This window comes from Bacillus sp. MZGC1, assembly GCF_002998605.1.
GTDB lineage: Bacteria > Bacillota > Bacilli > Bacillales > Bacillaceae > Bacillus.
Genome location: NZ_PVRE01000003.1, coordinates 78,916 through 105,095 on the forward strand (window position 1 = coordinate 78,916; position 26,180 = coordinate 105,095).

28 protein-coding genes and 1 riboswitch are annotated in these 26,180 nt (G+C 41.0%); of the genes, 3 read left to right on the forward strand and 25 right to left on the reverse strand.

From position 1 onward, the window contains the following. Nucleotides 1-106: 106 nt before the first annotated feature. From C6Y06_RS09735 to C6Y06_RS09775, 9 genes are all read right to left on the reverse strand, one after another. Nucleotides 107-1,078, reverse strand: coding sequence for a YpdA family putative bacillithiol disulfide reductase (locus tag C6Y06_RS09735; protein WP_034661101.1), 972 nt, complete (start codon nt 1,076-1,078; stop codon nt 107-109). Nucleotides 1,079-1,201: 123 nt separating this feature from the next. Further along, entirely contained in the window at nt 1,202-2,476 is a 1,275-nt protein-coding gene (locus C6Y06_RS09740) for a Glu/Leu/Phe/Val family dehydrogenase (protein WP_007500982.1), read from the reverse strand. Nucleotides 2,477-2,671: 195 nt separating this feature from the next. Continuing rightward, entirely contained in the window at nt 2,672-3,253 is a 582-nt protein-coding gene (locus C6Y06_RS09745; protein ID WP_034661102.1) for a genetic competence negative regulator, read from the reverse strand. A 165-nt stretch (nt 3,254-3,418) separates the two neighbouring features. Then, nucleotides 3,419-4,207: a metallophosphoesterase gene (locus C6Y06_RS09750; RefSeq protein ID WP_034661982.1), complete on the reverse strand. Its 789-nt coding sequence runs from the start codon at nt 4,205-4,207 to the stop codon at nt 3,419-3,421. An 87-nt stretch (nt 4,208-4,294) separates the two neighbouring features. Continuing rightward, nucleotides 4,295-4,747 carry a DUF2663 family protein gene (locus C6Y06_RS09755; protein ID WP_060596753.1) on the reverse strand — a complete coding sequence of 151 codons (453 nt, stop codon included), beginning with the start codon at nt 4,745-4,747 and terminating at the stop codon, nt 4,295-4,297. Nucleotides 4,748-4,811: 64 nt separating this feature from the next. Beyond that, nucleotides 4,812-5,573 (reverse strand): LysM peptidoglycan-binding domain-containing protein, encoded by a 762-nt coding sequence (locus tag C6Y06_RS09760; RefSeq protein WP_106036830.1) that lies wholly within the window; start codon nt 5,571-5,573, stop codon nt 4,812-4,814. Beyond that, on the reverse strand, nt 5,518-6,159 hold the full coding sequence (locus tag C6Y06_RS09765; protein ID WP_060596754.1) for a CPBP family intramembrane glutamic endopeptidase: 642 nt from the start codon (nt 6,157-6,159) through the stop codon (nt 5,518-5,520). The genes C6Y06_RS09760 and C6Y06_RS09765 overlap by 56 nt, the downstream gene beginning before the upstream one ends. Next, nucleotides 6,156-7,664, reverse strand: coding sequence for a RecQ family ATP-dependent DNA helicase (locus C6Y06_RS09770; RefSeq protein WP_060596755.1), 1,509 nt, complete (start codon nt 7,662-7,664; stop codon nt 6,156-6,158). Before C6Y06_RS09770 ends, C6Y06_RS09765 begins: the two co-directional genes overlap by 4 nt. Further along, nucleotides 7,657-8,709 carry a YpbB family protein gene (locus C6Y06_RS09775; RefSeq protein ID WP_060596756.1) on the reverse strand — a complete coding sequence of 351 codons (1,053 nt, stop codon included), beginning with the start codon at nt 8,707-8,709 and terminating at the stop codon, nt 7,657-7,659. The genes C6Y06_RS09770 and C6Y06_RS09775 overlap by 8 nt, the downstream gene beginning before the upstream one ends. Before the next feature lie 266 nt (nt 8,710-8,975). Between C6Y06_RS09775 and C6Y06_RS09780 the strand changes: the two genes are divergently transcribed. Continuing rightward, nucleotides 8,976-9,224 (forward strand): ferredoxin, encoded by a 249-nt coding sequence (locus C6Y06_RS09780; RefSeq protein WP_003215700.1) that lies wholly within the window; start codon nt 8,976-8,978, stop codon nt 9,222-9,224. Nucleotides 9,225-9,258: 34 nt separating this feature from the next. On the opposite strand, the gene fmnP is transcribed toward C6Y06_RS09780, so the two are convergent. Beyond that, nucleotides 9,259-9,840 (reverse strand): riboflavin transporter FmnP, encoded by a 582-nt coding sequence (gene fmnP / locus C6Y06_RS09785; protein WP_106036831.1) that lies wholly within the window; start codon nt 9,838-9,840, stop codon nt 9,259-9,261. 144 nt (nt 9,841-9,984) lie between these two features. Further along, a riboswitch (FMN riboswitch) is annotated at nt 9,985-10,116 on the reverse strand. A 287-nt stretch (nt 10,117-10,403) separates the two neighbouring features. On the opposite strand from fmnP, the gene serA reads away from it, so the two are divergent. Continuing rightward, nucleotides 10,404-11,978: a phosphoglycerate dehydrogenase gene (gene serA / locus C6Y06_RS09790; protein ID WP_106036832.1), complete on the forward strand. Its 1,575-nt coding sequence runs from the start codon at nt 10,404-10,406 to the stop codon at nt 11,976-11,978. 35 nt (nt 11,979-12,013) lie between these two features. Here serA and C6Y06_RS09795 read toward each other — a convergent pair whose 3' ends face one another. The 15 genes from C6Y06_RS09795 to C6Y06_RS09865 form a co-directional block, all read right to left on the reverse strand. After that, nucleotides 12,014-12,661, reverse strand: coding sequence for a M23 family metallopeptidase (locus tag C6Y06_RS09795; RefSeq protein ID WP_034661114.1), 648 nt, complete (start codon nt 12,659-12,661; stop codon nt 12,014-12,016). 100 nt (nt 12,662-12,761) lie between these two features. Beyond that, a complete protein-coding gene (locus C6Y06_RS09800) occupies nt 12,762-13,865 on the reverse strand; it encodes a sigma X negative regulator (RefSeq protein ID WP_106031048.1) in 1,104 nt (367 codons plus the stop codon). Then, nucleotides 13,777-14,385 (reverse strand): RNA polymerase sigma factor SigX, encoded by a 609-nt coding sequence (gene sigX / locus C6Y06_RS09805; protein ID WP_034318821.1) that lies wholly within the window; start codon nt 14,383-14,385, stop codon nt 13,777-13,779. The genes C6Y06_RS09800 and sigX overlap by 89 nt, the downstream gene beginning before the upstream one ends. Before the next feature lie 199 nt (nt 14,386-14,584). Continuing rightward, the gene (locus C6Y06_RS09810; RefSeq protein WP_060596757.1) at nt 14,585-16,366 is read right to left on the reverse strand and encodes an ATP-binding protein; all 1,782 of its coding nucleotides are present in this window, start codon (nt 16,364-16,366) and stop codon (nt 14,585-14,587) included. Further along, nucleotides 16,363-17,085, reverse strand: coding sequence for a response regulator transcription factor (locus tag C6Y06_RS09815; protein WP_003215596.1), 723 nt, complete (start codon nt 17,083-17,085; stop codon nt 16,363-16,365). The genes C6Y06_RS09810 and C6Y06_RS09815 overlap by 4 nt, the downstream gene beginning before the upstream one ends. Before the next feature lie 86 nt (nt 17,086-17,171). Continuing rightward, nucleotides 17,172-18,350 (reverse strand): c-type cytochrome biogenesis protein CcsB, encoded by a 1,179-nt coding sequence (gene ccsB / locus C6Y06_RS09820; protein ID WP_050943828.1) that lies wholly within the window; start codon nt 18,348-18,350, stop codon nt 17,172-17,174. Further along, nucleotides 18,334-20,013, reverse strand: a complete 1,680-nt coding sequence (resB, locus tag C6Y06_RS09825; RefSeq protein WP_060596758.1) for a cytochrome c biogenesis protein ResB — start codon at nt 20,011-20,013, stop codon at nt 18,334-18,336. The genes ccsB and resB overlap by 17 nt, the downstream gene beginning before the upstream one ends. 1 nt (nt 20,014) lies before the next feature. Then, entirely contained in the window at nt 20,015-20,545 is a 531-nt protein-coding gene (gene resA / locus C6Y06_RS09830; protein WP_060596759.1) for a thiol-disulfide oxidoreductase ResA, read from the reverse strand. A gap of 90 nt (nt 20,546-20,635) precedes the next feature. Then, nucleotides 20,636-21,370: a 23S rRNA pseudouridine(2605) synthase RluB gene (rluB, locus tag C6Y06_RS09835; protein ID WP_034661122.1), complete on the reverse strand. Its 735-nt coding sequence runs from the start codon at nt 21,368-21,370 to the stop codon at nt 20,636-20,638. A 135-nt stretch (nt 21,371-21,505) separates the two neighbouring features. Then, nucleotides 21,506-22,042: a spore maturation protein gene (locus C6Y06_RS09840; protein WP_003216139.1), complete on the reverse strand. Its 537-nt coding sequence runs from the start codon at nt 22,040-22,042 to the stop codon at nt 21,506-21,508. 4 nt (nt 22,043-22,046) lie between these two features. Continuing rightward, nucleotides 22,047-22,634 (reverse strand): nucleoside recognition domain-containing protein, encoded by a 588-nt coding sequence (locus C6Y06_RS09845; RefSeq protein WP_012010425.1) that lies wholly within the window; start codon nt 22,632-22,634, stop codon nt 22,047-22,049. Further along, complete coding sequence (locus C6Y06_RS09850) at nt 22,622-23,773, reverse strand: D-alanyl-D-alanine carboxypeptidase family protein (RefSeq protein WP_060596760.1); 1,152 nt, start codon at nt 23,771-23,773, stop codon at nt 22,622-22,624. The genes C6Y06_RS09845 and C6Y06_RS09850 overlap by 13 nt, the downstream gene beginning before the upstream one ends. Nucleotides 23,774-23,884: 111 nt before the next feature. Next, nucleotides 23,885-24,364 carry a YpuI family protein gene (locus tag C6Y06_RS09855; RefSeq protein ID WP_034661124.1) on the reverse strand — a complete coding sequence of 160 codons (480 nt, stop codon included), beginning with the start codon at nt 24,362-24,364 and terminating at the stop codon, nt 23,885-23,887. A gap of 113 nt (nt 24,365-24,477) precedes the next feature. Beyond that, on the reverse strand, nt 24,478-25,071 hold the full coding sequence (scpB, locus tag C6Y06_RS09860; protein WP_106036833.1) for an SMC-Scp complex subunit ScpB: 594 nt from the start codon (nt 25,069-25,071) through the stop codon (nt 24,478-24,480). After that, nucleotides 25,061-25,819, reverse strand: coding sequence for a segregation/condensation protein A (locus C6Y06_RS09865; RefSeq protein WP_034661986.1), 759 nt, complete (start codon nt 25,817-25,819; stop codon nt 25,061-25,063). The genes scpB and C6Y06_RS09865 overlap by 11 nt, the downstream gene beginning before the upstream one ends. 209 nt (nt 25,820-26,028) lie before the next feature. Here C6Y06_RS09865 and C6Y06_RS09870 point away from each other — a divergent pair, with 209 nt between their 5' ends. Beyond that, nucleotides 26,029-26,121 carry a YjcZ family sporulation protein gene (locus C6Y06_RS09870; RefSeq protein WP_012010430.1) on the forward strand — a complete coding sequence of 31 codons (93 nt, stop codon included), beginning with the start codon at nt 26,029-26,031 and terminating at the stop codon, nt 26,119-26,121. Nucleotides 26,122-26,180: the final 59 nt, after the last annotated feature.

Sequence of the window (26,180 nt, forward strand, 5' to 3'; positions counted from 1 at the left end):
CCCTTTTTTTATATGACTCGAGCCCATTTTTATGAAAATATTCTTCTATATAATCCCATTTTATATCAAAAAGAACCGAATCCCTCAGAAGGATCCAGTTCTTTTTTTATCCGTTCATTCTTTTGTTGATTTCTTCTGCAATAAGCCCCCCATGAAACCTTCCATTTTCAATGAAAATTTCATTGGCATTATTTCCAGCTGCAATGACTCCTGCAATGAAAATACCTTCTACGTTTGTCTCCATCGTCTGTTCATCAAATGCTGGACGGCCTGATTCTTGATCAATTGTCACACCCATTTTTTCTAAGAAAGAATGATCTGGATGATAGCCTGTCATGGCAAAAACATAATCACTTTTCACTCGCTCCGTTTGATCTTGCTGGTTTGTAAAAATCACCTCTTCTTCTGTGATTTCCTTCACCTGCGCTCCAAACTCCATTCGGATGGTTCCATTCCGCACAAGCGCTTCAAACTCTGGTAAAATCCAAGGTTTGATGCTAGACGAATATTCAGTTCCTCGATACAGCACAGTGACTCTGCTTCCGCATTTCACAAGTTCTAGCGCTGCATCGACACTTGAGTTTTTCCCGCCGATCACCGTCACATCTTTATCAAAGTATGGGTGTCCTTCTTTAAAATAATGATACACATGAGGAAGGTCTTCTCCTTTGACGTTCATATAGTTTGGATGATCATAGTAACCAGTAGCAATCACGACATAATCACATGAATAGTCGTCTTTTGATGTGCTCACGGTAAAACAGCCATCTTTTTTCGTCACAGCGGTTACTTTTTCAAAGGCATGCACACGCAGGCTTTTTCGTCTGACTACTTCTCGGTAATAAGAAAGCGCCTGGATACGAACGGGCTTGCGATTTTCAGTAATAAAAGCGACATCACCAATCTCAAGCTTTTCACTTGTACTGAAAAAGGTTTGATGTGTTGGGTAATGATAAATACTGTTAACGACATTCCCCTTTTCAATGACAAGTGCATCAATTCCGATTTGCTTGAACGCGATGGCAGCTGATAGCCCGCATGGGCCGCCTCCTATTATGATCGCTTTTTCTTGTTTCATTTGTTCCACTCCTGTCGTTTCAATACAATAACAACTGCTAGCTGTTTGATGATTTGTTCCATTCCATAAAAAAATCTCCTATTTAAGGATAGGAGATTTTAAGGCGCGATGCAAATAAGCCGCTTAAATCCAGCCTCTGAATCGAGAAGCTTCAGCCATTTTACGTACGCCGACCATATATGCAGCAAGACGCATATCGATGCGGCGGTTTTGCGCCATTTCATAAATATTATTAAATGATTTCACCATCATATCTTCTAAACGAGTTTCGACTTCCTCTTCAGTCCAGTAGAACCCTTGGTTATTCTGCACCCATTCAAAGTAAGAAACCGTTACACCACCCGCACTCGCAAGTACGTCTGGGACAAGCAGTACTCCACGATCTGAAAGAATTTTTGTTCCTTCAAGTGTCGTTGGACCATTTGCTGCTTCTACGACAATTTTGGCTTTAATGTTTGCCGCGTTATCTTCAGTGATTTGGTTCTCAATGGCTGCAGGTACTAAGATATCACAATCAAGCTCAAGCAGCTCTTGGTTTGTAATGGTATCGTTAAATAATTTAGTCACGGTTCCAAAGCTGTCGCGCCGGTCTAGCAAGTAGTCAATATCAAGACCATCTTCATCGTATAATCCGCCGTAAGCATCTGAAATCCCTACGATTTTTGCTCCGGCATCATACATGAATTTAGCCAAGTAGCTTCCTGCATTTCCGAATCCCTGTACGACAACACGAGCCCCGTTGATGTCAATTCCTTTTTTCTTCGCCGCTTCTTTGATGCAGATCGTCACACCTTTTGCTGTTGCAGTATCACGTCCGTGTGACCCTCCAAGAACAATTGGTTTTCCTGTAATAAATCCTGGCGAGTTAAATTCATCAATTCTAGAATATTCGTCCATCATCCATGCCATAATTTGAGAGTTTGTAAACACATCTGGTGCTGGTACATCTTTTGTTGGACCAACGATTTGACTGATTGCGCGAACATAGCCGCGGCTTAGTTTTTCAAGCTCTCTAAATGACATTTCTCTTGGATCACAGATAATACCGCCTTTTCCTCCGCCATAAGGAAGATCCACAATACCACATTTTAAACTCATCCAAATTGAAAGCGCTTTTACTTCTTTTTCAGTAACGTTTGGGTGGAAACGAATGCCGCCTTTTGTCGGTCCGACAGCATCATTGTGCTGTGCGCGGTAACCAGTGAAAATTTTCACTGATCCATCATCCATCCGTACTGGAATTTTGACCGTTAATAGACGAATTGGCTCCTTCAGCAATTCATACACTTCTTGCGGATACCCTAATTTGTCTAGCGCTTTATGTATGACGGTTTGAGTTGACTTTAAAACATCTAGCTTATCTTCTGCGTTATGAGCGGCGTTTTGATCGGCTGCCATTAAAATAAACCCCCTAGAAATCTTTCATGATCTACTGCTCCCTTTCAAGCAATAGTATACACCTTCGTACTGGTAAAGCAAAGGTAAAAAACGTTTTTTATCAAAATAAAATATCAGCGTTTATAAATATAAAAAAGAATATAAAAAATACTGTTGTTTCATCACAACAGTATTAAATATAATAGAAAAAAGTGATTAAAAATACATTTGAATCGTTTTCACTGCATCATCTTGCATGATCACTTTTCCATATTCTTTTAGCCGATGAATCGTTAATGTCGTAGGAGAACCAAACTCCGCTAAAATGGAAATGACTGTATCAGCTGACAGTTCTTCAAAATCATCTAGGCTGAGAAAATATTGACCTTCATAATGGTAAACTGTACCCCCTAAAAGTCCAATACGACTTAAACTATGGGACAGTTGAATCACATCTTCAAACGAGGCAAATTGATAGAGCACATGATTACTCTCGTCGAGCTTGACTTGCATCTCAATGTAATCTTCATCAAACTCATCATCATCAGCATCTTCCTGCTGACTCTTTGTGACAATGACGACCATCCCCTGCGCCTGAAGAGAAAATACTTCAACAGCAATCGGTCCACTCGCTTCAAAACCGAGCTCCTGATTCGCCTCGTTCATCATGTCTTTAAACAGCTGATGGACTTTGAACGAATCTTTCCAAAGGTCTTCTTTCGTAAGACCCCGGTCTGTCAGGTCATCTAGTGTGAGAAAAATTTTGATTTTATTATAATTCAGACGCTCCAGTCGCATAACGTTCCCTCCTGCCTCTTCTAAACACACATCATACTGTAGTATATGAGATGATGAGTCATAGGTTCTTAATTTTGTATTCAGTTTACACTGTGTCAAGACGGAAGACAAGCATGAAGCTATGCTTACGGTGACTTTTATGGAAAATATTGAGGGTGCAGCAAGTCATCGCGTTTTTACAGGCATTAAATAGATCAGATGGGTTTCTGGTTCTGCCCCGAGACGCATTGGAATCTTTGTTGTTCCATAGCCATTACTAATGAGAAAAAACGCGCCTTTGACCTGACCTGTTCTTCCTTTTTCATACGGACCAAATTTTCCGATTCGGATCTGACCTCCATGCGTATGACCGCTCAGAACAAGGTCGATTCCCTCTTCTTCACTCATCAAATGATGTACATCTGGGTTGTGTGATAAGAGAATATTCACTTCATCTTTCACAAACTCAGGCCGTATCGCTTCATAATCCGCCTTTTCAAGCCGAATATCATCGATACCTCCAACTTTGATTGGCTGGCCTTCGAAATCCCACACAGCCGTTTCATTTTGCAGAGTCGTGACATCATATGCATGAAGTATCTCTTTAAACTTCTGCTGGTGCAGCTCATGATCATTATTTCCCCAAACAAAATAAACGGGCGCAATTCTTGATAAACGTTTCACATTTTCTTCAATCCTGGCGTAGGGTACACCTTTTTCTGCTAAGTCCCCGCCTACCATAATGACATCTGGTTCTTCTTGTGTGACTTCTGCTAATAATGAGTCACTAATAAGACGCCGGTGTGTATCAGAAATAAAGAAAATCACTGCTGGTCGATCTGATTGAAGCGCTTCTATTGTAAAGTAATGCTTTTTGATGTTGTTTTGTTTTGCCGTTTTCACCATTTTTGCCGTTACACACACACCTGTTGTAACAGCCGCAATGGCGGCAGTAAATCCGATGGCATATTTCATCATAAATGGCTCCCTTGCATATGTTTCGTTCATAAGACGCTTGAATGAAAAAAGACGTTTCAACTATTAAAACGTCTTTTTACACATTTATTTACTTTCATAATAGAGATTAATGTCATATTGCTTCTGCATATAGTGAAAAACCGCTTCACGCTCTTTCCACTGGTCTGATTGCGGCCATAAGTCTGTGCTTTTTTGTATAATCTCACATCTAAGCCGATGATATTCATCCTCAGCCTTTTCCTCTTTTTTCTTATAGTAATAAGATGCGTAAAAAGCAAACACCTCAGCCATTATCCAAAATAGAAAGATCTCATGACCAAGCAGTGTTGCAATCATCGCTTCCGGCTGAAGAGAGCCTCCCTTATTTGCCGTTATTACAAAATAAAACAAAAGAATCGCCAGCGACAATAGGGCTGTCCATTGCCATCTTTTGCACTGCTTAGCAAAGCCCTCATATTTGTGCTTTCTTTTGATCAACGTTTCCATCATTTTCTGTGTCGGCTGATCCATATAGCGGCTGATTACGTGCAATGTCATCACATACACCCTGTCCCTTTTTTCTACATATGTATGTGCTTTTTCATTCGATCATGTCAGGTAATTAGTTTTCCAATGGAATGTTGAGTACTTGACCACTGTATACACTGTTCCCATTTAAATGATTATAGGCTTTAATTTTCTCTTCACCCGATCGGTTTTTGTAATATTTCATCGAGATTCGATACAGGTTTTCCTCTGGGCCCACAGTGTGCTGTACGACACGAACCGGCTTTTTTTCCTGCTTCTTTTTCTCTTCGGCTTCTTTTCGTTTTTTCTCTTCTTGTTGTTTTTGCAGTGCGAGCTGCTGCTGTTCACGCTTTTTCGCAGCTGCGGCTTTTTCACGCTCTTCTTTCTCTTTAGCAGCTTTTTCTTTTTTCTTCTGCTCTGCTTTTTCTTTTGATCGCTGCTTTTCTTTTTCTTCATCTTTCTTTTTCTTCTCTTCATCAGACGCATCCGCTTTATCATCGCTAGCGTCATTTTTTGTTTCGACAAGTGCTGACGGAACTGGGTCTGTGTCAGCACTTGAGGTTTTATCGATGTATACACCTTGATTGTTATTATCGTTGATTTCCTTTGATGTGTAATAGATCAATAGAAAGAAAACAGTGATGACGATGATAGGAAAGATAATAGCCAATGTCGTAAACAAAGGATTGCGCACTTTTTTCGTGCGCTGCTTCTTATATTCATGAAAGTCTTCTCGTGTAGGAAAGTGAGAGTCATCAGAAGGATGTACTTTTTCTTCAAGAATTTCCTCTACATCGTCGTCATGGTTGTTTGTCAGCTGCTCCTTCTTTCTCTGCATTCTCGACATTTCTTCCATGTTCATCCCTCCCCTTATATTTCAAACGAATTTGACAAGCAAAGACTAAGTCAATGACAAAATGAGTCATGACAGGAACAAATAAATTCTCTGTCCACTCGTATAAAAGTCCTAAAAAAATACTAATGGAAACCACGAGGATAAACAAGAGTATTTTTGATAAATAGCGAAAGTGAAGAAGCGCAAACACGATGCTGGCAATCTCCAGCCCAAATTGCTGTTGAACGATTCCGCGAAATAGTATTTCCTCTGAAAAGGCGATAAGTAGTGCTAACCAAACAATATGCGGGATGCTTCGGTTTTTGAACATCTTTTCATTTAAACCGCCATCATCATACATATGAGCGGGAAACACCTTCATGAAAATCGCATCCACAATGATGACGAGCAAAGCACCGCCAATTCCATATGTCAGAATGCGCATATCATGAATCTGCCAAAGTGCTGTAAAATCCGTCCATTGATCGAACATAAATATGCCTAGTAAAAAAGAAACGATAAGCATGAGGAGCTGCGTGAAATACAGCTGTTCTACGACTTGTCGATCGGTTAATTTTTCAATGATTCGACGATGTTGTTCAATCAATGCTGCGCCTCTTTTGTCAGATGAAACATACGATCCAGCACGGTCTTCCAGTGTTTCATTTCATTCAGCTCCAATGATTGATCTTTTTTTTCATAATCAGACAGGTCAAGTCCGCAAGAAGAGCAGCAATGATCAGAGGACGCGTGCTCTGTTTGATTAAGCTGTTCGTGAAAGTATGATAACAGAGATTGTCTAAAGCAGTCATGACCCATGATCCGCTCTTTAAATTGCCACACTTTTCTCAGCTTTTCTGTTTGTCTGTCCTGCAATTTTTCTTTTAGATTCATGAGGATTGCCGGGCGCTGTTCGGACTCATGCATCATGTAATAATGCGTCAGCATTCTTGCACGGGTCTCCTGAAGCCCTGTTTCCATTAATCGTTCACGTAATTTTTTTTCATCATTTGTCTGCATTTGTGTGAGCTGTGCTAAGTAGAAATCAATTTCTGGATCGTCAAATCCTTCTGCTTGGATCAAGTGTTGCTGAATATCTGCATCCTCTTCTGTATATAAAAGAATGCTCACACTGTTTTTCCCGTCCCTTCCCGCTCTTCCAATCTCTTGCATAAATGCTTCAATCGATTGCGGCGGGCTCATATGAATGACAAATCGGATATCCGCTTTATCAATTCCCATGCCAAAAGCACTCGTGCAGCAAATGAGATCAAGCTGACCGCTGATAAATTGCTGCTGAATGAGCATACGGTCTCCTGCATCCATTCCGCCATGATAAAACTCAACACGCTGATTGGTTTTTTGTTTCATCCAGAGTGCAAGCTCTTCTGTCATTTGCCGGGTCGGGCAATAAATAAGACCTGGTCCTTGCAGGAAGTCCGCAAGCTCAATGGCCCGTTTCTCTTTTGCTTCTTTCGATTCGTGCGCTTCTTTGACGAAGGCAATGTTCGGGCGGTTGACGGAATGAATATGAAAGTCAGGATGCTGTAATCTTAGCGTTTGCACTGTATCTTTTAGCGTTTGTTTCGTTGCTGTAGCTGTAAGAGCTAAAGCAACAGGATGACCTAACGCTTCTCTCCATTCTCCCAGCTTTGAATATTCAGGACGGAAATCATGCCCCCATTCTGATATACAATGCGCTTCATCGACGACAAACAGACCAATATGCATCGACTTGAGCTGTTCTAGCAGCACTTCTGACATTAATGCCTCAGGTGCGACGAATAAAAATTTATATGATGGCAAATGCCGAATGATATGTCGTCTCTCCTGAAAAGACAATGTGCTGTTAAGCGCCGCCACTCGTTTTTCTCCGCGCATTTTCATTCGTTCGACTTGATCCTCCATAAGCGATAAAAGAGGCGAAATAATCAGAACTAATCCTTCTGTCATATAACCGGGAATTTGATAGCAAAGTGACTTCCCTCCGCCAGTAGGCAGCATGGCAACCGTATCTTTTTGATGCAGTACACTTTGAATAATGTCCTCTTGACCCACTTTAAATGTGTCGTGGCCAAAGTATCGCATGAGCGTCTGATGAAGCTTATCCATTTGCTTTCACCATCCTTGTCAGTGCCAATCGTATTTGAAAATAAGTAAATGGATGCTCGAGTTTTTCTTTAATCAGCTTCATTTTATTTGTTTGAAGCTCCCTGGCTACAGTAAGGATCGCGCGCTGCTCTTCTATACTCACATACGGATCTATTGAAAAGCTTGGCTCATGTATCGACAGCTCCACGATATGATCTTCGATCGTTGCCTTTTTTAGTGAACGAATGTGAGCAATCTGTTCAATATCAAATCCTTTTTGGACAAGCTCAAGTGTTTTATGGGTAGAAGTTGTTAACACGCGTTTGAATTCAAGGTCACCTACGAGCTGCTGCAAAATCGGTGCCTCACCTTTTTGGGCAGATTGAATAAAATAATGGAGTACATTCCAAAAAAGCAGGTACACATACCACACATCTTCTTTCATCCACTCCGCCATTTGCTGATACGTACGCCCGATTCGTTCATTTGAGGTCAATGAATAAACAAAAATCAGTGCCTCTTGATCGCTTAAACAAACAAGGAGCTTTTCTAGTTCATGATGCAGATCTTCTGAAAGCTTGCTTTTCTGCTGATGCTGTTTCAAGAAAGATTTCGTCCAGCTTTGAACCGAGACATCTCTTTGTATTGGAACATATTGATGCGATCCAGCCATATAGTGAGAAAGCACTTGTACAAGTAAAGAGAGCCTCATCCATAGCATCTTTGCTTTATCGTGATATTTGGCACCATGAAAATAAGCGGGCATCGGTTTTTCAGAAAAATGCTGGTTTAGCATTCGCTGCCCTGCTTCAGTGATGCTGAATGTCTCATCGTTTTTTCTAATGTAGTGCTTCTCTTCAAGCTTTAAAGCAGAACGATTCAGCTGATCCCTCGTAAACCCCGGGTAACAGCCGAAGTACCTGGAAAGCTCAAACAAGCTGGCATCCTGTATGGTTTGTGATGATTTTTTTCCTTTAAAAAGATGGTAGACAGCACTAATGGAGCGTTCGCCGTTCAATTTATATACGCTGTCCATTAACATGACATCCAAATAATGAAGAGTCATTCATCAAAGCACCTGTCTTCCTGACAAAATTCGAATATTTTCTCCCTTTATTTTAACAGATTTCATACAAGAAGAAATGTTTAAACTCAATTTATGGGGGAAAGTTATGAACAAACCCTTATGTGATAAGCATTCTCAATCACTTTACAGTTGAAATGTGAATTTAAAATCATTACAATAAGGTTTGAGGAAATTGTTTTTTATCGGTGAAACTAAAAAGGTTAAACCATGTGTTCCATCGAACTATCTGGGAGGTATTTTTTAACATGGCAAAATATACAATTGTAGACAAAGACACATGTATTGCTTGCGGCGCATGCGGTGCAGCTGCTCCAGACATTTATGATTATGATGATGAAGGCATTGCATTTGTTACGCTTGACGACAACCAAGGGACTGTAGAAGTTCCAGAAGTACTTGAAGAAGATATGCTTGATGCATTTGAAGGATGTCCAACTGACTCAATCAAAGTTGCGGACGAATCTTTCGAGGGTGACCCACTTAAGCATGAATAGTATAAAAGCCCCTTATGCAGGGGCTTTTTTTATATTAACTATTTTGAAGTCGGCGTTTATTTTCAAACCATGGACGCATTTTCACAAAAATGAAGCTAAACACGATGGTAATGATCATTCCTTTAATAAAGTTAAAAGGTAAGATCCCTGCTGTAATGGTCGTCTTGAGCGCATGATCAGATAGTTCAGGTGCGTTTAAAAACCATGTGTAAGCTGGCAGGAATAAGAAGTAATTTAAAATGCTCATCATCACAGTCATCAGTAATGTACCCATGATCATTGACCATGCCATCCCTTTTGCTGATTTAATTTTTTTGAACATAAAGGCAACTGGTAAGATGAATAATGTGCCTGCAATGAAGTTCGCGACTTGCCCAACTGGAACACCAGACATACTGCCTTGAATGAGATAATGCAGAACATTTTTTAATGCCTCAACGGCAATTCCTGCACCCGGCCCATAAATTAAAATCGCAATAATGGCTGGTATATCACTGAAATCAATTTTCAAATACGCTGGAAGCCCTGGGAAAGGGAAATCCAATAAAATTAACACGAACGAAATACTGCTGAGCATACTGGTGACGACTAAACGTTTTACTTTACTTTGATTCAATATTCTCTCTCCTTTTCGATCAAATCTTTCGAAAAGAGGATTGTTCAATTTCAGCCGCAAAAAAACCGCTCATGAAAACAGGAGCGGGGAATTTGGGCTAGACAAATAAACGTGTGAAAAACCATGTTTTCAACGTTTACGAACCTCCATCTTCTCCCATCCAGACTATACTGTCGGCTTCGGAATCACACCGAATCCTGCCAAAAAAGGCTCGCGGGCTTAGAGACTATGCTCATCACCGCCGGTAGGGAATTGCACCCTGCCCCGAAGATTGATCATTATTCAATTCGACATCATTATATATGATATATGAGCATTTGTACAGATAAAAATCCTGAGCAATTTCATCAGTTTTAAGAAATCGTAAAAAACTTAAAAATTATAATGACAAATGCGCAAAAATTGGTTATCTTTTGTTTAAAGGTGTCCATTCTTTATAAAGATACCAATAAATGTTCGTGTTTTCTTTTTCGCTTTACTGCTTTAATTTGATTGACACAGTGAAAAGGAATATGGTAAATTATCAGATATTTATGACGTTTATTTTAGGAGGAAATCTTACGATGTTTCGAGTATTAGTCTCAGATAAAATGAGCAATGATGGTCTTTTACCACTTTTAGAATCAGATTTTGTTGAAATTGTCCAAAAAAATGTAACAGAAGCAGAAGATGAATTACACACATTTGATGCCTTACTTGTCAGAAGTGCTACGAAAGTGACCAAAGAGCTTTATGAAAAAATGTCTTCATTAAAAATTGTCGGCCGTGCCGGTGTGGGAGTAGACAATATTGATATTGATGAAGCGACCAAGCATGGCGTCATTGTCATCAATGCACCAAACGGTAATACGATCTCCACAGCTGAGCATACATTTGCCATGATCTCTTCGCTCATGCGTCATATTCCACAAGCCAATATTTCTGTGAAATCAAAAGAATGGAACAGAGGCGCATATGTTGGTGCTGAGCTTTATGGAAAATCTCTTGGGATTGTTGGACTTGGCAGAATCGGAAGCGAAATCGCCCAGCGTGCAAGAGCATTTGGCATGACGGTAAACGTATTTGATCCATTTCTCACAAAAGAACGTGCAGAAAAAATTGGTGTCAATGCCAAGTCACTTGATGAAGTACTCGAAGTATCAGATATTATCACTGTACATACCCCATTAACAAAAGAAACAAGAGGGCTTCTCAATAAAGAAACAATTGCAAAAACAAAAAAAGGCGTTCGCCTAGTGAACTGTGCGCGCGGCGGTATTATTGACGAGCGTGACCTTCTTGAAGCGCTTGAAAACGGCCATGTTGCAGGAGCTGCACTCGATGTATTTGAGGTAGAACCTCCTACTGATAATCCGCTTGTAGACCATCCGCTCGTCATTGCGACTCCGCATCTTGGCGCATCGACAAAGGAAGCACAATTAAATGTAGCGGCGCAAGTTTCTGAAGAAGTACTTCAATTTGCAAAAGGACTCCCTGTCATGTCATCTATTAATCTACCAGCGATGACAAAAGACGAGTTCAAAAAGATTCAGCCTTATCATCAGTTTGCAGGAAAGCTCGGACGTCTTGTCTCTCAATCAATGAGAGAACCTGTAAAAGAAGTAAGCATCTCTTACGAAGGCTCTATTTCAAAACTCGAAACCTCCTTTATTACAAAAAGTCTCCTGTCAGGCTTTTTAAAAGAACGCGTCGATTCGACTGTAAATGAAGTAAATGCTGGGATGGTGGCAAAAGAACGCGGCATTAGCTTTAGTGAAAAAATTTCTTCCAGCGAATCTGGTTACGAAAACAGCATTTCTATTGAAGTCAAAGGTGACCTTTCAACCTTTACTCTAAAAGCAACCTACATCCCGCATTTAGGAGAACGCGTTGTTTCCATTAATGGATTTAATATTGATTTTTATCCAGATGGACACCTTGTCTACATCCAGCATACAGATGCACCTGGTGTGATTGGAAAGGTTGGACAAATATTAGGCGACCATGATGTCAACATTGCGACAATGCAAGTAGGACGTAAAGAAAAAGGCGGCGAAGCCATCATGATGCTTTCTTTCGACAAACATCTTGAGGACGAAATTGTCAAAGAATTAACCGAAGTGCAAGATATACTTTCTGTCCGTCTGATCGACCTATAAAAAATAATGTTAAACCTCATGCATTTGCATGAGGTTTATTTTGTTGAAATCATTAAACGGTCTCCCGTTCGGATGAGATGAGTAGTAAGCTCATTGATTTTTTTCAATTGTTCCACAGTCATCTCGTGCGCCTTTGCAATCGACCAAAGGGTATCTCCTTGTTTAATGAGATATGTATTTTTTTCTTGCCCGTTTACATGAAGAGCCGGCTCTTGGAAACGATCCATCGCAATGATTGTGAGTGGATCTACCGCATCTTCTTTACTGACTGACCAATTACCCTTGTGCACCTCAAAATGCAAATGAGTGCCTCTAGAAGCCCCTGTGTTGCCGATAATGCCGATCGGCTGCCCTGCTTCTACATGGTCACCTTTTTTAACAAAACGCTCGTGTAAATGTGCATAGACGGTTTCATATCCATTTGGATGCTGGATAAACACAACCTCTCCATATGTAGCAGATACATACGAACGCGAGACCACACCTTCACTTGCAGCAAATATGGATTCTCCTTCAGGCGCAGCTATATCTAATCCCTTGTGCGAGCCACCTCTTGTCCCAAACAAATCCGTGACTTCTCCTTTTATCGGCTCCACCCATTCGCTTGTTTTCTGTGCATGAGCAAAAGGCGAAAAGATCAACAGCAAAAAACAGCTGGCACATATGAAGCAATACCTTTTCATCAGTGACTCCCCTTCTTTGAGGTTCTTTTTATGACAGCTTAGTATACAGCAAGGAAGCTATTTTCTATACATCAAAAAAGAACGCAATTTCTTGCGTCCTTTAACGGTCTCTTATAACAACTGGATTCGGCAGAGCCGGCACCTCTATGGGTTCTTCTAATTCATATGGACCAACTTGATCTGCCCCCGCCTGTTGAATGGTGACCTCTGTAAAACCAAAATCTTTCGCTGAGAGCAGCAGACCTTCAATGAGTAGAATATGATCATTTGAGTCCGATAATTGCGCTGATGCTCCAAATGTGATAGTCACATGTTTTCCTTTAGTCGTCACTTCTTTAATCGATTCATCTTTAATTAATGGATCAAGTCCGGCATCACTTGTCCGCTTCATGGCCTCTACCGCATCTTCATACGAAGAATAATGGGTTTTTGAAGGCACTAAAAAAGTCCCGCTTTTGTTGTCTAAAATATAATAAGCGTGCTTTGTTTGTTTCTCAATCGACATTGTTCCAATGCGGCCATTTGCTCCTAATTGAAGTTGAGAACCTTTGGATGTCTTGACCTGTACCTGCTTATACTTACTCCATTTTAGCGTTTCTTTTACCATATCTTTAAACCGGTTGGCTTCTTTTAACGTATCGAGGGACAAATCATTTTTTAACTGAAAGATGAGTGTATCTCCTTTTTCTCGAAGATCTACCATATCAATATAAGATTGAAGAGGTTTTGTCATTTCAGGCAGCTGCACCTGCTCATATGTGTTCATCATTTCCTGCAAATGATCATACTCATCCTCTTTTTCAATGCTAATTGGAACTACCTGAGAGGTTGATTCATCTATGTATGCAATGGTCATATACTTTTGCTGCTGCTTACGAGAAACAACGTGTGAGGGCCCATCAGTCTGTTTGACCGCCTCTAATGTGGCGTTCACCTGACTTTTGTCAGCACTTGTTTCCACTTGCTTATGATGATCTTGAGCAGCCGGCTGAAATAAATGAGGAGAAATCAAAAACGCCATAAATAAAACCACAACGGTTGCGACCGCTGGACCGATCCATTTGGCACTTTTCTTTTTCTGCCCGCTTGCCATCAGCATCTGCTGGTATATCTGCTTAGATGAACGGTTGTCCTCCACCTTTGGAAGCTGACTTAGTAACACCTTGATTCGTTCTTCGCTCCAATCGGACCTGTTCGTTTTCATTCACTAGCTCCTCCTTCAAAAGCTCCATATGTTTTCGGAGCACTTTCAGGCCTCGGTGCTGCGTTGTTTTGACTTTGCTTTCCGAGAACTTTAGCGCCTTTGCCGTCTCCATGATTGAGTAGCCCTGGATAAATCTTAAAATGATGACAGCTCGTTGATCAATCGTGCAATGATCAAGTGCGGCATAGATTTCTTTTACATTTTCATCCTGTACAGCCAGTTCGTCTGGGAGCAAGTCTGGGTCCTTTACATCCTGCTTATCCCAATCAAACGTGCCGAGTACCCGTTGTCTAATGGTTTGCTGTTTGCGAAACCAATCAATCGCCACATGCCTCGCAATTGAAAACAGCCATGTTTTCTCGCTGCTTCTTCCTTCAAAAGTTTTATATGAGTGAAGTACCCGGATGTAAACCTCCTGAACGAGATCCTCTGCCTGATTTTTATCTTTAACCATATAAAATAAAAACTGGTACAAATCTTGATGGTACGAATCATATATTTTTTGAAAGGTTTCATGCATAGGAAACCCCTCCGTTCACTTATTTTTGTCGATTGACTCTTACAAAACGTTACATTACAACTTTATGACAAATATATTACAAGTTCGACAATTTGGGAAGGGCTTTTTGTTTAACTTCTCCTTAAAAATATGAAAATAAAAAAACACTTCTTTTTTTAGAAAAGAAGTGTTTCTCATGTAACAAGATTCTTCGTCAGGATTAGACGAGTTCCTGCTTTTTTCTCGGAATATAAAAGGTAAAGTGTGTACCTGTACCCGCTTTGCTATGTGCATGAATGGAGCCTTGATGCGCCTCTACGATGTTCTTCACAATCGCAAGACCAAGCCCAGTACCAGAACGCCCTCTTGTTCTTGCCTTATCCGCTTTATAGAAACGTTCGAAAATAAATGGCAGATCCTCTTCCGGGATTCCGCTTCCCGAATCTTTTACATCCATTTTCAGACCGCTTTCCACCGATTGAACCGAGAAGTGAACCTCTCCGCCCTCTGGTGTATGACGAATGGCGTTATCAATGAGATTCGTAAACACCTGCTCAATCTTATCCGGATCGAGTACAAAGTGCGGTTCATCCACTTGAATGTCATATGTGAGATCAACTTGTTTTTCTTTCGCAATACCGAGAAACTTGCGGTAAATCTTCTCGGTTAACTCTTCTGTATCTGTCGATTCAAGATTAAGTGTAATATGGCCCGCTTCCATTCTCGCTAGATCTAGAAGGTCATTCACAAGACGTCCCATTCGAAGTGATTCGTCGTAGATAATTTGCGCAATCTCTTTCTTTTCCTCTTCTGAGCCTGCAATATCATCTACAATCGCCTCACTATACCCTTGAAGCATGGCAATTGGTGTACGAAGTTCATGACTGACATTGGCAATGAAGTCTTTTCTCAGCTTATCAAGTCTTCGTTCCTCTGTCATATCACGAAGGACCGCAACTGCTCCCCTGACATCCTGCTGATTATAAAGCGGAGACATGAGAAGAACCCAAGTACGTCCTTGCAGCGTGACTTCGATCATTTGCTCTTTTTCTGTGCTGACGGCTGTATGAAACAGTTCTCTCGCTTCTGGTGGCAGTTCATCTCCATCTTTGATCTTCATATTTTGCTCGTAATACCATGCCTGCAAGAATCGTTCTGCAGGAGGATTCGTCATGAGAATCGTTCCATCAATATTGATGGTGATGACACCATCGGCCATACTGCTTAAAATGTTGGACAAATGTTCTTTTTCTTGATTTAAGGCTGTGATATGGAATTTAAGCTGCTTGCCCATTTGATTAAAGGCGATGGCCAATTCTCCAATTTCGTCTTGCGTTAATATAGGAATCTTTGTATCAAATTTCCCCTTCGCCAAATCCTGTGCTCCCTCTCTCATCTTTCTGAGAGGATAGGTGACACGTGTTGATAAGAAGAAAGCGAAGATAGTGGTCAGAACAATGGCAATTCCGGCTGCTAAGAAGATATAACGCGTCGTATGTTTCGTTGTTTGTTCTACAGCGAGTAATGATTGAGAAAGAAAGACCATGCCTTTTTTTCCGTTTGCCTCAAATGGAACACCGACGACAATTCGTTCATCTTTCTGATTGCCTGCATTTGGTTCTGCACGTTTACTGATTTTTTTACGATCTTTTAGTGCTTGATTTAAATCACTGTCCGCTTCAATTTGTTTCTTTGTAATCGCAGGAAGCTTCCCGTCTTTTTCAGACGAATACCACTCTAGCCCGTCCTCTTGGATAATCGCAATACTCGTCAATTTGTCAGCAAGCTCTGATGTAATCGACCTTGCGAGCGATTGATCCTCATGGCTTTCTAAAATGACCGCTACTTTGTTTGCCATTTGAGTTAAATCTGACTTTGCTTCTTCTACATGGTAATTCTCAATGAACTCTAAAAGAAGCACGGTTAAAATAGATAAAACGATCAGGACGAGGAAGAGAATGGTTAACCATAGCTTTCCAACGACACTTTTCCACAGTTTCATTCAGCGCCGACCTCAAATTTGTACCCGACACCCCATACCGTCACGATTTTTTTCGCAGCTTCTGGTGACACTTTATTCAGCTTTTCGCGAAGTCGTTTGACGTGGGTATCGACTGTTCTCAAGTCTCCAAAGAATTCATACTGCCATACTTCTTTTAACAGCTTCTCTCTGTCATAAACCTTATCCGGTGTTTTCGCAAGGAAATATAAAAGCTCATATTCCTTCGGCGTGAGACTGACTTCTTTGCCATCAGCCGTCACTCTATGCGCATCGTGGTCAATTGAAAGATGAGAAAACACAAGTACATCTTTTGTTGTTGTCCCAGTATTGAGATAAGACGTTTGAGAAGATCTTCTGAGCAATGCCTTCACACGTAAAACAACTTCACGCGGGCTAAAAGGTTTTACGATATAGTCATCCGTTCCTGCCTCAAACCCTTGGACGCGGTTGGCTTCTTCTCCTTTTGCCGTCAGCATAATGATTGGAGTCGCTTTTTTGTCTCGAATTTGATTACACACTTCGATTCCATCTGTCCCAGGCATCATTAAATCGAGTAAAATGAGGTCATAATCTGTTTGGAGTCCTTTTTGAATCGCCTCATCTCCATTTTCTGCTTCATCGATTTCATAATTTTCACGTTCTAAATACATTTTTAAAAGGCGGCGAATTCTTGCCTCATCATCTACGACTAATATTTTCGTTTGAGTTGTGTGTTCCATTAGACAATCCTCCTGCTTTCTCCGTTGTTACATTCATTTTAACAAAAAGCCGAATCGATTCATAAAAGTTGGCCTTTTTCATGTGATTACGCGTAAGAATGAAGCCCTGCAATCACAAGATTGACAAAGATGAGATTAAACATAATGATGGCGAATCCGATGACAGCTAACCAAGCGGACTTTTCGCCATGCCAGCCCCTTGATAAGCGAAGATGAAGGTAGGCTGCATAAAAGAGAAACGTAATCAATGCCCATACTTCCTTCGGGTCCCAGCCCCAGAACCGAGTCCAGGCAATTTGCGCCCAGATCATTGCAAAAATCAGCCCGCCTAACGCAAATACAGGGAAACCAATGGAAACAGCCCTGTATCCAATTTCATCGACTAAATCTAGGTTCACCTGCTTCACAAGCGGTTGAAGCAGAGCGCTGAGTCGTTTGCGAATGATCAACCGAATCAGTCCATACAAGATCAGCCCCGTGCCGAATGACCATAACACCGTATTGACCTTTCTTCCTGAAAAAACAGGCGGCAAATCAACAAATGGTTCCAAACGATCTTGCGTCACAAGCTCTCCTTTATGAGGTCCAACTAGAGCTGGCAGCTCATAGACCATCACACTTTCCTCTTTATTTTTATCGACCCAATTAAATTTCGCCTCGTATCCTGTCATTCTAAAGATGGACGTGACAGCGATAAATGCAAGTGTGACGACAATCATAAACATGACGAGCTCTAAACCAAATGTCTTCTTCCCTGGCTTTGTTTGGTCGACATGCTTTAATAAGAAGATGACACCTGCCACAAAGCTGATCGCTAAAATGGCTTGCCCAAGTGCTGCTGTTGTCACGTGAATATAAAGCCAATTACTTTGTAGTGAAGGAATCAGCGGTGAAATATCTGATGGGAACATACTTGCATAGGCAATAATCAATAAAGCGATTGGAAGTGTAAATAAACCAAGTACAGACACTTGATACACAAAATATAAAATGATGAATGCGAGCACAAGCATCATGCCAAAAGCGGTTGTGAATTCAAACAAATTACTGACTGGTGCATGACCAGACGCCATCCATCTTGAAATAAAATAGCCAAATTGACTTAAAAAACCGATGATGGTGAGCGTAATGCCGATAAGTGCCGCCTTATTCCTGCGCGGTCCATCAACTTTCTTTTTTCCTTTAATGGCACCACCAAAAAAAGGAACTGCCGCTAAATACAATAGAAAAGCTGCAAATAACAGGTTTTCACTGACTGCTGCCATCTAATCCTTCCCCCTTGCTTTTGCTGATACTTGTTGTATCAGGCAGTTCTTTTTGATCAACTGGCTGTTTGATGCCACTGTCACTTAGTAACACGTTGAGATCAGACTTTAAGCCGAACCAGTTTTTGTTTGTGTGTCCTGCCACAAATACTTTTCCATCCTTTGCAGACAGCCAAATTCTTCTATGCTGCCAATACATCCCCTGCACGACACCAATCATGAAGATAATCCCGCCTACGATGAGCACCCCGAGAGTTAAATCTTTTCTAACCGTCAATCCCGTGACGTTTTTCGTTTCCACTCGATCAAACTTCATCTTATATATGTTGTTATCAGAGCCTTCTACTGTCTCTTGAATCGCCACAAAACTTTTTTCACCTTTAGGCTTTTCAGGAGAAATCATTTCAAACACGAAAGCAGGATTATTTGGATTCCTTGTTTTCGTACTCGGCGTTCCATCATCGTCAAAATAAAAATCAGGGAGATAGCTCATCACTTTGACTTTGTAACCGCTACCAAGATCATATTCTGACTTAGGCTCCAGCAGATTAATCTTCACTGTTCCGAAAGATTTTTCTGTATCTTTACGAATCAGCTGAAAGACCATTTGATCGAGTTCATTTTGTTTAAAATCCACTTGATATAATGAGAAATGATCAAACTTGAGCGGTTCGTTCACTTTGATATCGTGTTCTGTTACCTGCTTCAGCTTGGGCTTTTCACCAAAAACAACTTCCCCTTCACGTTTGTATAAAGTGGCATCGGTTTTATAACTTTTCACCACTTGACCGTCGCCAGCTCTTTCAATCGCATTCTCAAACACTTCTTTTTCATTTCCAGTTTCATAGCGGTCAATTGAAAACGCATTATTTTTCAAGAAGTATTGACCATCTGTGCCTGGGATTGGGGCCGTTTCCCCTTCTCTGACCCAGAGCGTTTCATCCACATACATGCCCGGGACAAACCGGAGCATCGATCCAATGAGAAAGATGATTAATCCAATGTGATTGACGTAAGGCCCCCAGCGTGAAAAGCGGCCTTTTTCAGCTAAAATATGTCCGTTTTCTTCTCGCACGCGGTAACGCTTTTGTTTCATTGCTCTTATGATGCCTTCATATGTATGCTGATCTAACGTTTTGTCTGTTTCACTGAACAGACGCTGTCTTCTCATAAAGCCTTCTTTTTTGATAACCCCTTGATTTTTAAGTGCCCGATAAAGAGGAATGACCCGGTCGAGACTGCAAATGACAAGGGAGATTCCGATTGATGCGACTAAAGCTAAAAACCACCAAGAATTATAAAGATCATGGAATCCAAGTATGTAATACAGCTTACCAAACGACCCATATTGCTCTTCATAATAGGTGGAAGCAGATGCACCTGGCGGAATAAACCGCTCCTGCGGAAAAATGGTTCCTAGTGAGGAAGCAAGCAGTGTAATAACAATCAGCCACACACCCACTTTAACGGAAGAAAAAAAGTTCCATACTTTATCCACAATCGTTTTGTTGTATGTTTGCGAGCGTCTTGCACTGCCGTCATATCTCATATCAAGCAGCTTTGAAGAGTTTTTCTCTATAGCTGCAATTGGATTCCCGCATGATTCACATAAAACAGTACCGATTGGATTAATATGTCCACACTCGCACTTTACCTCTTTCATTCTATGACCCCTTTGGTTTAATCAAATTCATATATTCATAGACATTACGTTCTGTCATGGTTCCCTTTATGACTTTGATTACCTTGCCTTCAGGATTAATTAAAAATGTGGTTGGCAGCGGCGTAATATCATATGCCTCTGTCACTTGACGATCTTTGTCCATCGCAACAGGAAAATTCACGCCATAGGTTTCCATAAAATTTTTCACGGCAATATTGGATTCCCCAACATTGACTGCAACAATTTCCACACCGCGATCCTTGAATACTTCATATTGATTTGCCATGTAAGGAAATTCTTGTTTACACGGACCACACCAGGTCCCCCAAAAATTAAGGAAGACGCCTTTGCCTTTTAATTCCTTTAATTCAATCCGTTCCCCATCCACTGATTGAAGGACAAAGTTTGGCGCAATAGATCCTTCTTTGACTTGATCCTGTTTGGCAAATACTGAGTTATACATCGTATAACAAAGTGCAGCAAGCATCACGAGGAGAATGCCCGTCCGTATGAAAAACCGTCTTTTCTTCATCTGAAGTACCCCTTCCCCATAGACATTCAGGTAAATTATAGCATTCTCCTTCTTTTGATGCTTCTTCATTTTTTGAAGTTTATGTGAAAATTAAAAAGCGCTTTTCCCATGATCTGCAATCGCTCTTAGGCGCTTGACTTCATGCGGAGACAATTCTCTGCGGTCTCCTGGTCTCATGCCTTCAATATGAAGGAACGCATATTGCTCTCTTTTTAGCTTTAACACATCATGACCGATCGCTTCAAACATGCGGCGCACTTGTCTGTTTCTGCCTTCATGAATGGTTAATTGAACGATAGATGTCTGCTTTCGTTTATCGATAGAAAGCATTTTGGCACGAGCACGTGCTGTCTTTTTATGATCTAACATGATCCCTTTTTCTAGCTTTCTAAGCAATTCCTTTGATGGGATGCCTTTTAGCTTCGCTGCATACGTTTTATCAATTTCATATTTCGGATGCATGAGCTTATGGGCAAATTCCCCGTCATTTGTAATTAAAATCAAACCGCTCGTATCATAATCTAAGCGGCCGATTGGATAAAGGCGCTGCGGGACGTCATCAAAGAAATCTGTGACGACCTTACGTCCTTTATCATCCTCAGCAGCTGAAATGACGCCGCGCGGTTTATAAAGCATAAAGTAAACCGGTTCTTCTCTTTCAAGCTTTAATCCGTTGACTTCAATTTTATCTGAAGAGCCCACTTTTACTCCGAGCTCTGTCACTGTTTGACCATTAACGGTAACTCGTCCTTCTTTAATTAATTCTTCTGCCTTTCGTCTAGAAGCGACGCCGGCATGTGCAATTACTTTCTGTAAACGTTCCATTTGTCTTTCACCTCATGTACTATCTTACTTGCTTGACTTAAAACAAACAAGCATTCGTGGAAAAATAAGCGATTCGTCTGTCTAATTTCAGCTAAAAAGCGATTTTCCATCCACGAAATACAAAAAAGCGCCTCATTAGGCGCCGCTAAATAACAAACTGACGATGATGACAGATGCAATGATTCCAATGAGGTCCGCTAACAGTCCTACTTTCAGCGCATCCCCCATCTTTTTAATACCGACTGCTCCAAAATAGACCGTTAAAATGTATAGGGTGGTATCTGTTGACCCTTGCATGACAGCTGCGAGCTGTCCGATAAAAGAATCTGGTCCATATGTCGCAATGAGGTCTGATGTCATCCCGAGTGCGGCCGTGCCAGATATCGGACGAATAAACGCAAGCGGCACCACTTCTGCCGGGAAGCCGATCGCTGTAAACACAGGTTTTAACAGTCCCATGACAAAGTCAAGCGCACCAGACGCACGGAATATCGTAATGGCCACAAGCATGCCGACTAAATAAGGAATGATTGAAAAGGCAATTTGAATCCCCTCTTTCCCGCCCTCGACAAATGTTTCATAGGTCGGTACCTTTTTAATGGTTCCCGCAATCAAAATTCCTGCGATGATCAGTGGGATCAAAGCAAGTGACAGCCAGTTAATAAATGACACGAGATCACCCCCGCCTGCTTCTGCGATAGTGGAAATAGCGATCAATGAGAATTGCACCGATTCCTGAAATGAGTGTTGCCAAAATGGTTGGGCCTACAATGTCTGTTGGCTGATCTGCACCATAGGTCATTCTAATCGCAATGACGGTTGTTGGCACAAGTGTGATAGAGGATGTGTTGACCGCTAAAAATGTAATCATGGACCGGCTTGCCTCATTTTTTCCGCCGTTTAATGCTTTCATCTGCTCCATTGCCTTAATCCCAAGCGGTGTAGCAGCATTCCCGAGACCAAAGAAATTCGCCATAAGGTTGGACAAAATATACCCCATTGCGGGATGGTTAGGCGGAATATCCGGAAATAGCTTTGAAATAAAGGGACGGCACAATTTACTAAAGAAATTTAACAAACCTGCCTCTTCTGCAATCTTCATCAGTCCGAGCCAAAAAACGAGGACACTAATCAGACCAATTGAAATGGTAACTGCTTCTTTTGAGCCCTTAAATACAGCTTCGTTTACTTCCTCCATCGTTCCGTTGAACATCGCATAGACAAGACCGATGACAGTGAGGAATACCCAAATTAGATTGACCATGAAGATCCGCCTATAGATGTCTGAAAGACAGACTTAAACATTTCTTGAAAGCTTTTTTGAGGCATTCGATTTCGTTTATTTTCATAAAAAATCGGAACTTGCTCGATCACCTGGCCATCTAATAAAAATGTCATTTTCCCTACAACATCCGGGATGGCTTCGGCGTTTTTTTCCCACTTCTTTTGAGGGGTAAGCATTTCCGTTTCAATTTCCACTAGCTTTTTCTCATCTTCATTTAAAAAATAGTCCACATCACGCTTGATAAATGCTTTTTTTTCGTAAAAGGTTCCTTTTAACGAAGCGAGTCTTCCTTTTTCAGCAAGTACGTACGTTTTATAGTGATCAAATGCATATTCAAACATAGAGATATGATCCTTCCAATCATCTGGCGCATTAATGGTCACAGCGATCAGCGCCGCATCCCCTTTTGCAGCTGTAGAGACAAGTGTGCGTTTTGCAAGCTTCGTATATCCCGTTTTCCCCCCAGTTGAATATTGATATAAACCAGTGAGGAGCTTGTTTTTATTTTTCCAATAGCCTTCCATCGTTTTCGCTTTATAGAAAGTCGTGCCCGCAATTTTTTGATATTGTTTATGCTCCATGGCATATTTTGTTAAAATGGCCATGTCATACGCTGATGAATAATGATGTTTATGATCATCGAGTCCATGCGGATTTTGAAAATTTGTATTCTCCATTCCTAGTTCAGACGCTTTTTGATTCATCATAAAAATAAATCCTTCTAAGCTGCCGCCCACATGCTCTGCAATGGCAACAGCTGCATCATTTCCAGAACGCAGCATAAGCCCGTACGTCAAGTCTTCTAAACTCACCTTCTGCCCTTCTTTTAAATAGAGCGATGAGCCCTCTGCTTGAATCGCGCGTTTTGATACCTTGACGGTGTCTTTCATTTTTCCTGATTCAATGGCTAATACCGCCGTCATAATTTTCGTAATACTGGCGATTCTCCTTTTTTCATGCTCGTCCTTTCCAAATAGGACTCTGCCTGACTGTCCATCTATTAAAATGGCGCTTCTTGCACTCACAGATAATGATATGTCTGCTTTGGCATGTGAGGAAAAAGGCAGTAAGAGTGTAAATAGAAGAAGGACTGCTGTTCCAATTTTTAAATAGGGCATGTTCATTCACGTCCTTGTCCGTTTTGTACAAGTGTATGCGCGCCTTAAAAAGTTATGATGCCTCGTCCATAAAAAAAGCGTCTCTATATGTAGAGACACTTTTTCCTCTTGCTATACCATTTTCATTTGCTGATGAGATGTCGTATATTCTAGCTCTTCTCTCATCGCTAAAAAATCGTTTTCTAATGAAGAAAATAATCGTTTCATATCAGCGGATACTTCATGGTGGAAAACAATGCTGCCCTTTCCTGTATACGCGGAACGGCTGTCTTCATACCATGTATCCTTTTTCGGCGTAAAAAATTCTTCAATACATTGATGATAAATACGGTGAAGCGTCTGCTGCGCGGCTTGCTGCGGGAATGTCTGCTGCTGGCTGATTTTCCTGCAAACTGCCGCTGCATCCTCGCTGTACACTGCAAGCTTCCGTAATGTACTCAATATGTCACAATAATAGGCTTCCGCTTCAGGGTTTAATCGTTTCATGCTTGATAAGGTAGCTTCGTTCAGAAAACCATTCATTTCAGTTGCAACCTTTGATAAAAAGACGCCTGCTTGATCAACTTGAGCCTTTACATTCATATGTGCCATTTGTTTCGTGTTTACCTTCCCCTCATGGCTTTATTACCATTTTATCTGACATCAATAGATGTTAGACCTAAAATCTTTTTTATATTTTATCATACATTTTTCATTCTTTTGAACTATTTTATCTCTTCGAATGTTTGATTGAAGTTTCCAAAAAATAGATCAGCCTCTTCTTGTACACCATCTGCTTCCACATTCTCTGGAAGCGGAGGTAATTCATCCAAGGCCTTTAAGCCAAACTGCTCTAAAAAGGTAGGCGTTGTCCCATAAAGAATCGCTCGCCCCGGGCCATCGGCACGTCCTACTTCACAGAGCAGTGCTTTGGCTACTAAACTATGAAGCACCCGCTCTGATTTGACTCCTCTGATCTCCTCTACCTCACTGCGTGTGATCGGCTGTTTATAAGAAACGATTGCGAGTACCTCAAGCGCTGCCTGTGACAAACCTTTGGATGGGGTCTCGACTAATTTTTTCAAATAAATGCTGTATTCTTTTTTCGTCAGCAGCATATATGAATCTGCATATTCAATGAGCTCAATCCCTCGTTCTTGTTTTTGATATTCTTCCTTTACGGCAGACATCATGTCGAGTAATGCTGCCTCTTCTACTTCAAGAACAGACATGAGCTGTTTTTTTGTTAAGCCTTCGTCACCTGCTGCATACAGCAGCGCTTCTATGATGGCTTTCCAATTCACGATATCAAGCGTCATGAATCGTTTCACTCCCTATTATATAAATGTCTTCAAAGTTTCCTTCCTGCTCTAACATGATTTGATGACTTTTCATCAATTCGAGAACAGCAAGAAACGTCACGACAAGGTGCTCCTTTTGATCATGTTGAAATAGAGTCATGAAATTGGTCCGCTTTTTCGTTTTTCTTAAATGGTTCATAATCTCATTCATTTTGTCTTCAATCGGGATTTCTTGTCTTGTAATCTTAGATGGTGCTGGTTTCGTTATTTTTTTTCGGTTCAATACCTTTTGGAACGCACCTAACATATCATACACCGTGACATGTAAGTTTGTGTCCTTCACTTCCGATTCTTTTGCAAATTCGCTTAAATCACTCGGAGGTTTTGTAAAGGCATTTTGCCTTTCTTCCTCGCGTTCCTTTAGTTCTTGTGCTGCATTTTTATACTTGCGGTATTCAATCAATTTGCCAATCAGCTCTTCTCGAGGGTCCTCTTCCTCTTCGAGCAGGTCTTCATCAAATAGCTCTTCCTCTTGTTTCGGAAGGAGCATTCTGCTTTTAATACTCAGGAGGGTTGCAGCCATCACCAAATATTCACTTGCCACATCAAGTTCAAGCTCCCTCATTGTGTGGACATATAATAAATACTGCTCCGTAATTTTAGCAACGGGAATATCATAAATATCGATTTCCAACCGGTTGATTAAATGTAAAAGTAAGTCCAAAGGACCTTCAAACGAATCTATTTTCACCTGATATTCCAGCATTTTTTTCTCACCATTTCTACTGTCTTCTAAGTACCGTTTCACCGGCTAACCTTTAGTATAAGACAGGATAAAGCTCTCGTCCAATATAATTTCGACCATGATGTCCTAGGCAAAACAAGAAAAACAGTGGTTTCGCCCATACCATTCAGGGCATTTATACATAGAATACCATTGTAAACAGAACTGATGAAAAAGGAGGCCGTATCATTATGGGAGATGGCTATAACTTTGGCGGAGGTTTCGCGCTTATTGTCGTGCTTTTCATCTTGCTGATCATCGTTGGCGCGGCTTGGGTTTATTAAAGAAACAGAGCGTCCTTTCACGAAGGGCGCTCTTTCTTCTTTTCTTTTCAATATGTTAG

Coding starts and splice junctions, on each gene's coding strand:
- serA (WP_106036832.1), top strand. CDS start 10,404: ATGTTTCGAGTATTAGTCTCAGATAAAATGAGCAATGATGGTCTTTTA.
- C6Y06_RS09735 (WP_034661101.1), bottom strand. CDS start 1,078: ATGAAACAAGAAAAAGCGATCATAATAGGAGGCGGCCCATGCGGGCTA.
- scpB (WP_106036833.1), bottom strand. CDS start 25,071: ATGACGCTTGATATCGTGAATTGGAAAGCCATCATAGAAGCGCTGCTG.
- ccsB (WP_050943828.1), bottom strand. CDS start 18,350: ATGGCAGCAGTCAGTGAAAACCTGTTATTTGCAGCTTTTCTATTGTAT.
- C6Y06_RS09780 (WP_003215700.1), top strand. CDS start 8,976: ATGGCAAAATATACAATTGTAGACAAAGACACATGTATTGCTTGCGGC.
- C6Y06_RS09760 (WP_106036830.1), bottom strand. CDS start 5,573: ATGGAAGAAATGTCGAGAATGCAGAGAAAGAAGGAGCAGCTGACAAAC.
- C6Y06_RS09855 (WP_034661124.1), bottom strand. CDS start 24,364: ATGGCACATATGAATGTAAAGGCTCAAGTTGATCAAGCAGGCGTCTTT.
- resB (WP_060596758.1), bottom strand. CDS start 20,013: ATGAAAGAGGTAAAGTGCGAGTGTGGACATATTAATCCAATCGGTACT.
- C6Y06_RS09850 (WP_060596760.1), bottom strand. CDS start 23,773: ATGCCCTATTTAAAAATTGGAACAGCAGTCCTTCTTCTATTTACACTC.
- C6Y06_RS09770 (WP_060596755.1), bottom strand. CDS start 7,664: ATGGATAAGCTTCATCAGACGCTCATGCGATACTTTGGCCACGACACA.
- C6Y06_RS09810 (WP_060596757.1), bottom strand. CDS start 16,366: ATGAAACTGTGGAAAAGTGTCGTTGGAAAGCTATGGTTAACCATTCTC.
- C6Y06_RS09750 (WP_034661982.1), bottom strand. CDS start 4,207: ATGAAATATGCCATCGGATTTACTGCCGCCATTGCGGCTGTTACAACA.
- C6Y06_RS09795 (WP_034661114.1), bottom strand. CDS start 12,661: ATGAAAAGGTATTGCTTCATATGTGCCAGCTGTTTTTTGCTGTTGATC.
- C6Y06_RS09845 (WP_012010425.1), bottom strand. CDS start 22,634: ATGGTCAATCTAATTTGGGTATTCCTCACTGTCATCGGTCTTGTCTAT.
- C6Y06_RS09870 (WP_012010430.1), top strand. CDS start 26,029: ATGGGAGATGGCTATAACTTTGGCGGAGGTTTCGCGCTTATTGTCGTG.
- C6Y06_RS09775 (WP_060596756.1), bottom strand. CDS start 8,709: ATGACTCTTCATTATTTGGATGTCATGTTAATGGACAGCGTATATAAA.
- rluB (WP_034661122.1), bottom strand. CDS start 21,370: ATGGAACGTTTACAGAAAGTAATTGCACATGCCGGCGTCGCTTCTAGA.
- C6Y06_RS09755 (WP_060596753.1), bottom strand. CDS start 4,747: ATGACATTGCACGTAATCAGCCGCTATATGGATCAGCCGACACAGAAA.
- C6Y06_RS09745 (WP_034661102.1), bottom strand. CDS start 3,253: ATGCGACTGGAGCGTCTGAATTATAATAAAATCAAAATTTTTCTCACA.
- C6Y06_RS09740 (WP_007500982.1), bottom strand. CDS start 2,476: ATGGCAGCCGATCAAAACGCCGCTCATAACGCAGAAGATAAGCTAGAT.
- sigX (WP_034318821.1), bottom strand. CDS start 14,385: ATGCATGAAACCTTTCAAAAAATATATGATTCGTACCATCAAGATTTG.
- resA (WP_060596759.1), bottom strand. CDS start 20,545: ATGAAGAAAAGACGGTTTTTCATACGGACGGGCATTCTCCTCGTGATG.
- C6Y06_RS09815 (WP_003215596.1), bottom strand. CDS start 17,085: ATGGAACACACAACTCAAACGAAAATATTAGTCGTAGATGATGAGGCA.
- C6Y06_RS09800 (WP_106031048.1), bottom strand. CDS start 13,865: ATGAAAACGAACAGGTCCGATTGGAGCGAAGAACGAATCAAGGTGTTA.
- C6Y06_RS09865 (WP_034661986.1), bottom strand. CDS start 25,819: ATGCTGGAATATCAGGTGAAAATAGATTCGTTTGAAGGTCCTTTGGAC.